Annotated in this window: 6 protein-coding genes and 1 pseudogene; all 7 read right to left on the bottom strand. The window is 47.1% G+C overall.

Translation table 11 applies throughout. From position 1 onward, the window contains the following. Window positions 1-458: 458 nt before the first annotated feature. Window positions 459-1,484, bottom strand: coding sequence for an adenosylcobinamide-phosphate synthase CbiB (cbiB, locus tag PN462_RS10755; RefSeq protein WP_272128191.1), 1,026 nt, complete (start codon window positions 1,482-1,484; stop codon window positions 459-461). A gap of 88 nt (window positions 1,485-1,572) precedes the next feature. Beyond that, window positions 1,573-2,406, bottom strand: coding sequence for an NF038130 family PEP-CTERM protein (locus tag PN462_RS10760; protein ID WP_272128193.1), 834 nt, complete (start codon window positions 2,404-2,406; stop codon window positions 1,573-1,575). 208 nt (window positions 2,407-2,614) lie between these two features. Continuing rightward, window positions 2,615-3,790: an LL-diaminopimelate aminotransferase gene (locus tag PN462_RS10765; protein WP_272128194.1), complete on the bottom strand. Its 1,176-nt coding sequence runs from the start codon at window positions 3,788-3,790 to the stop codon at window positions 2,615-2,617. 28 nt (window positions 3,791-3,818) lie between these two features. After that, window positions 3,819-4,142 (bottom strand): thioredoxin family protein, encoded by a 324-nt coding sequence (locus PN462_RS10770; RefSeq protein WP_272128195.1) that lies wholly within the window; start codon window positions 4,140-4,142, stop codon window positions 3,819-3,821. Window positions 4,143-4,266: 124 nt separating this feature from the next. Then, window positions 4,267-5,052 (bottom strand): PspA/IM30 family protein, encoded by a 786-nt coding sequence (locus PN462_RS10775; protein WP_272128196.1) that lies wholly within the window; start codon window positions 5,050-5,052, stop codon window positions 4,267-4,269. A 250-nt stretch (window positions 5,053-5,302) separates the two neighbouring features. Further along, window positions 5,303-5,686, bottom strand: coding sequence for a GxxExxY protein (locus PN462_RS10780; RefSeq protein ID WP_272128197.1), 384 nt, complete (start codon window positions 5,684-5,686; stop codon window positions 5,303-5,305). Window positions 5,687-5,740: 54 nt separating this feature from the next. Further along, window positions 5,741-6,088 (bottom strand): annotated as a pseudogene (locus tag PN462_RS10785) (hypothetical protein); the annotation flags it as partial.

Raw genomic sequence — 6,088 nt, forward strand, 5'->3', positions numbered from 1 at the left:
CAACCCAAGGCATATCAAGGTAGGTACGAACTTCCTTCATCCTAGCCGTTGAACAGCTAATTTTTTAATTTCTGAGGGGTCTATTAACCCGTTTTAACGGGTTTTAGCTATTAGCCTTGGGTTTCAACCCAAGGCATATCTAAAGTGCTTACTACGAACCTACGGGAATTGGGGATAATGTAAACTATCTAAAGAGAAATCCGGTTTCTTGTTAAATAACAGTAAGCCTTCAGAGATTGTTATTTCGTTTGTAGTAAGCCCTTTAGGGCTTATTTCCCTCTAGCCGTTTAACAGCTAATTTTTTTAATTTCTGAGGGGTCTATTAACCCGTTTTAACGGGTTTTAGCTATTAGCCTTGGGTTTCAACCCAAGGCATATCTTCCTTCATCCTAGCCGTTGAACAGCTATTTTTTTAATGTCTGAGGGGTCTATTAACCCGTTTTAACGGGTTTTAGCTATTAGCCTTGGGTTTCAACCCAAGGCATATCAAGGTAGGTACGAACCCACTGTAAACCAACAACCAATAACAAATAACCAACCACAAACCCCAAAAATGACCCCCGCATTAACTGTAATGCTTGTTGTATCGTCTCTACTGTAATGGGGTGTTGGTTGTCTCCGAGGAGGGGTTTTTCTTTAAGGACTCCTTGATAAGTGTTTACTCCTCCCACTTGTACCCTCAAGGCCGCAGCATAAGCGCATTCACTCCATCCGGAGTTGGGACTGGGGTCTTGGGGGGCATCGCGGCGACAAAGGCGCAGGACGTGGTAAGGTTGTCGGGAGAGGAGGGCGATCGCACCGACGGTTAACCGACAAGGCCACCAAGTTAAGATATCCTCAAATTTGGCACTAAACCAGCCTAAATCTAGATAAGGTTCACGTTTATAGCCGATCATAGAATCGAGGGTACTGGCCGCTTTATACCCCAAGGCCAAGGGGACTGGCCCTACTCCGGGTATTAATGCTCCCAGGATGGCATATAATAACGGTGCTGTCACTCCATCGACGGTATTTTCGGCAATGGTTTCTAATACGGCCCGCAAGATTTCTTCCTGAGATAAATTCGCGGTATCTCGTCCCACGTATAAACTTAATTTTTCCCTCGCTATTTCAATATTCCCGTTTTGTAAGGGTTGTAGGACATCGGTGGCAGCATCTCGTAAACTGCGTCCAGCAAAACAACTGGCCAAGAGTATCGCTTGTACTCCCCATCCAAAACTAATATGAATGGCGGTGGCCAACTGACTTAACCCATACCCTACGATGCCACTCCCTAGGATTAAAAATAACCCTAGAAATACTCCGGCTGCTTTCTTTTGTAGGGGGGTTTGGCAGGATTTGAGGAATAAACTGGATAATTTCTCAATCATCCACCCCATGACTTGAACGGGGTGGGGGAGATGCCAAGGATCACCAATGATATAATCTCCTAGGGCGGCTAGGAGTAGGATGGCAAGGGAGTTAAAGGGGGGAACGGTTAACATTCGCGCATCATAAACCACAAAAAAAGGAGACTCGCAAGTCTCCTTTTAAGTTATCAACGTTATTACATTTTGAGTTTAGCTTCAAAAATTAAGCGTTTTTGCGTTTGGACGCTGCAAATAAGCCTCCAAATGCGGCTAAACCAAGCAGGACAGAGGGTTCGGGAACAGACTCACTTTCGGGAGTGCCGTCTAAGGCAATGTTGTAACGTCCGGTGTGGGAAGAAGAGTCGCCTTCACCTGCATCAGCAGCTACCTGGCCAGTCTCTTCGGCAGAGAAACCGTAAGCGTATTGAACGTCTCCGTTCACAGTCACTTTAGCAATTTCGCTGATTTGCAAAAGAGGAGTTTCTGCTTCAAGTTGAGCAATGACACTACCGAACAGGGGATTGGTTTTATAAGAGTTCATCCAAGGTGCATCCCAGATGTTATAGTGACCGATCAAGTCCATTTCAATTTCCCCGGTGGCATCATTTTTAGCCATGTAAGAAACGTTGGGGTCGCCAGAACGTCCAATTGCCTCTTCAAGCTTTCCGGAAATCATGCTACCAATGTTCACACCCCCATAGGTTGCATTGGCGATCGCAGGATATGCTTCTTCAAAATCTGCTATCCACTGGTCGCTAAGGTCGCCATCCCAGTCAGCTTGGGTGATGCCTTCTACTTTAATTTCGTCTACGCCTAAGTTGGCCGTGAAACCTGTGCTGTTATCGGCTAAAGATTCGTTGAGGTAGTTTAATTCAACGTGGCTGTAACGATCGCTGTCGGTTAATGCACCTACAGGATCAGAGCCACCATATACTTTGTAATCGTCACCGAACATATCTACGTTGGTGAGAGAAGCGGCCATAGCAGGGGCGGAAATCGCGCTCATCCCTACTGCCACTGATGTTCCTACTAAAAGTTTTTTAAGAGTTCCTTTCATGAGTTGTTGCCCCACAATGTTTACTTAGTTCTGCTTTATAACAATTATTACGTTTAAGAGGAAGAGCGATATGCTTTCTCTCCTATTTATATTAAAGGGGATATTGTTCCCGTTTGGGTGAAGTTTCTGTAAAGTTTGGGCGCAGTTTGATGAAGTTTCTGTGAATTTCTCTTTCTCTGCCAGAAAAATCGGCCAAAACGCGCCTTTTCTAGGCTGATTTGAGGAATGCTGCCATACGAGCGATCGCAGTTTCTAACACGGCCTCATCCCGCACTAAGGCAATGCGAACATAGCCTTCTCCGGACTCTCCAAACCCCGCACCGGGGGCAAGTGCCACCCCTGTGGCTTTGACTAATTCGACGCAAAATTGATTGGACTTATTGTGCCACGGTTCGCGTAATTTGGCCCAAATATACATGGTGGCTTTGGGGGTGGCAACGGGCCAACCGATGTGGCGAAGGGCTGTCACTGCGGCATCTCGCCGCTTTTGAAAGGTTTGGATAATGTCATTAATAATGGATTGATCGCCCTCTAAGGCGGCAATGCCTCCATTTAAGATACCCCGATATTGGTTAAAGTCCACAATGGCTTTCACTTGCCGTAAGGCGCGGATTAACTGGGGATTTCCGATGGCGTAGGCGATGCGAAAGCCGCCCATATTGTAGGATTTGGAGAAGGTATAAAACTCGATCGCTATTTCTTTTTGGGTATCGGCTTGGAAAATTGAAGGGGAAGGGGGTGAACCTTCAAAAACCACATCGGCATAAGGGAAATCATGGACTAAAACGAGATTATTTTTTTTGCAGAATGTAACGGCTTCCTGGAAAAACTCTAATGGCGCGATCGCGGTTGTGGGATTATGGGGATAACTTAACACCATCATCCGCGCTTGTTGCACAATTTCTGGGGGAATTACGGAGAAATCGGGCAGAAAGTCGCGTTCTGCGAATAGGGGCATTCGGTATATTTGCCCCCCTGCTAAATAAACCCCTCCTGCGTGGGATGGATAACCGGGGTCTTGTAATAAAGCATAATCCCCCGGATTCAGTACCGCAAGGGGCAAATGGGCGGTCCCCTCCTGACATCCAATTAAGGGTAAAACCTCAGTTTCGGGATCAACCTTTTGCCCATATTTGCGCTGATACCACCGGGCCACCGCTTCCCGAAAAGACCGGGTGCTGTGAAAGAGGGTGTAACCGTGGGTGCTAGGATCATGGAGAGAGTTTTCGATAGCTGCGATCGCCGTTTTTGGGGCCGGCAGATCCGACGACCCCAACGATAAATCTATAATCTCCTTCCCCGATTGGGTTGCGATCGCTTTCGCCTCATCCATATCCGCAAACACATTGGTTTGCAGGGGTTTAATACGCTGTGCCAGTTGCATAGTCTCGCTTACGTCCAAAGTAGGGGACTTACAAATTCTTGTCCAGCCATTCTTGTAGTCCTTGTTTACCAATCGCCCCTTCATGGGAAGCAATCATCTCAGAATTTTTAAAAATGCGTAAAGCGGGGACTCCCTCCACCTGACATTGTTTTACGGCTTCAGGATTGGGATCAACTTCCAATTTAAACACTTTCAAGCGATCGCTGTACTCATTGGCCGCCCATTCCACCGAAGGAGACACCAACTTACAGGGACCACACCAACTCGCCCAAAAATACACCAAAACCGCCTGATCTGTGTCTTGAATAGCTTGACTAAATTGAGAATCTGTGCTTTGAATAACGTTACTCACCGTTCTTCACCTTATCACTTGCCCTAAACTCTAATCTTAGGCTAAGGCCGGCCTTCTCCACAACCGTCCCGGAGAGAGAAGCAGAGAGAGAGACCTGAAAAAAGCCTCTCCCTCCCCATCTTCCTTAACTATCATTCAATTGTTTGCGGAGTTGTTCCAACTCATCATCCACCTCTTGGCCTTGAGCTTGTCCTTGTTGAGAGGCTTGTTGATTTTCCCCCGCAGGTAAAGCTCCCTGCTCCGGAGAAGACCCCCCCAACATTTGCGCCTTCATAGCCGACAACTCATCATCCACATCGCTGCCACTTTCTAACGCCGCAAATTGACTTTCCAGATCAGCCCCGGCCAACTCATGAGACGCTTGAGAGCGAGCTTCCAACTCAACCACCTTATCTTCCATCCGTTCAAAGGCCGCCATCGAGCCACTGGTATTAATATTACTCATGGCCGAATTTAACTGCTCATTAGCCTTAGCCGCTTGGGCCCGGGACTTGAGCATATCCTTCTTGGTTTTCGCCTCAGAAATCTTGCTCTCTAACTGAGTTAAATTGCGTTTCAGGGTTTGCACCTGTTGACTTTGGTTATCCAACTGTTGCTTGAGTTGGGCCGCCGTATCCCCATAGCCTTTCTTCCGTTGCAGAGCTTCCCGGGCCAAATCTTCATCCCCTTTCGAGAGAGCGAGTTGGGCCCGTTGTTGCCATTGGTTGGCTTGGGACTGATTATTGTTATATTGAGTTTCCGTCCGTTTTTGAGATGCGATCGCCTTCGCCACCGCCTGACGCAGTTGGACTAAATCCTCCTGCATATCAACAATCGACTGTTCCAGAATCTTCTCTGGGTCTTCCGCCTTACTAACCACATCATTCAAGTTTGCCCGAACGACTCGGCTAATCCGATCAAATAATCCCATGACGCTTCCTATCCTTTTGGGGTGTACACACGATAAATTCAATATACGCGCAGATTCAGCGAAGTGAACCTACAAGTTTAAATGTATGAATTGGGGTTATCTCTAGTTTAGCTAATTCCCATCTTGTTGTACTTCAGGTTTATTGTCCTATTTTCCTGATGATTTGGGGGGGGTTGGGAAAATTGTAAAATTTTGCAACGAAGGATTGAACCACAAAGACACAAAGAACACAAAGATGAGAACACAAAGGTTAGTGATTGGCAAGGCGTTTGATACCTTGTTTGAGGATAGGGACGTTGAAGTTAATGAGTAAGCCTAACCAGAGTTTGCGAAGTTTGAGGTAGGTCAGGAGTTGAGCAGTATGGACGGGTTGTAGGGTATCCACAGTTTTCAGTTCGACAATGAGTAAGTCTTCCACCAATAAATCTAAACGATAGCCACAGTCTAGTTGAACCCCTTTATAACTCACTGATTGAGGAACTTGAGATTCCACCTGCACCCCACGCTGTTCCAACTCATACTGCAAACACCGTTCATAGGTTGATTCTAACAACCCTGGCCCTAACTCCCGATGTACCTCAATGGCCGCTCCAATCACCACCCGCGATAACCGATTAGCCTCCTCTCGACTCATACCAATAACTTCCTTTGTGTTCTTTGTGTCTTTGTGGTTAAAAAAATCTCTCTCTTATGGTAATCCGAAAGGTGGAAAGGTTTGCCAGAAACAAGTGTCGGGGTCTTCCTTTTCTTCGAGGGCGCTTTGACTCTCTCGCCACATAAAATCCATCCCAGGCCAACAGGATAATGCCCAAATCTCGGTCGTGTCTCCTATATTGAATAGGAAAGGGAGGGTTGGGGTGAGAGGTGTTGAAGGCGCGATCGCGCGTCCCCCCAAAATCCCACTCTCCCCCAAAATCCCACTCTCCCCCAAAATCCCACTCTCCCCTAAAATCCCACTCTCCTCCACAATCTCAAACCCTGAAGTCACAGACAAACCCACAGCCCCATCACCCCCAGCACCGCCATTACCCCCAGC

This window comes from Spirulina sp. CS-785/01 (genome assembly GCF_028330525.1).
Classification (GTDB): Bacteria; Cyanobacteriota; Cyanobacteriia; order Cyanobacteriales; family Spirulinaceae; genus JAQMSD01.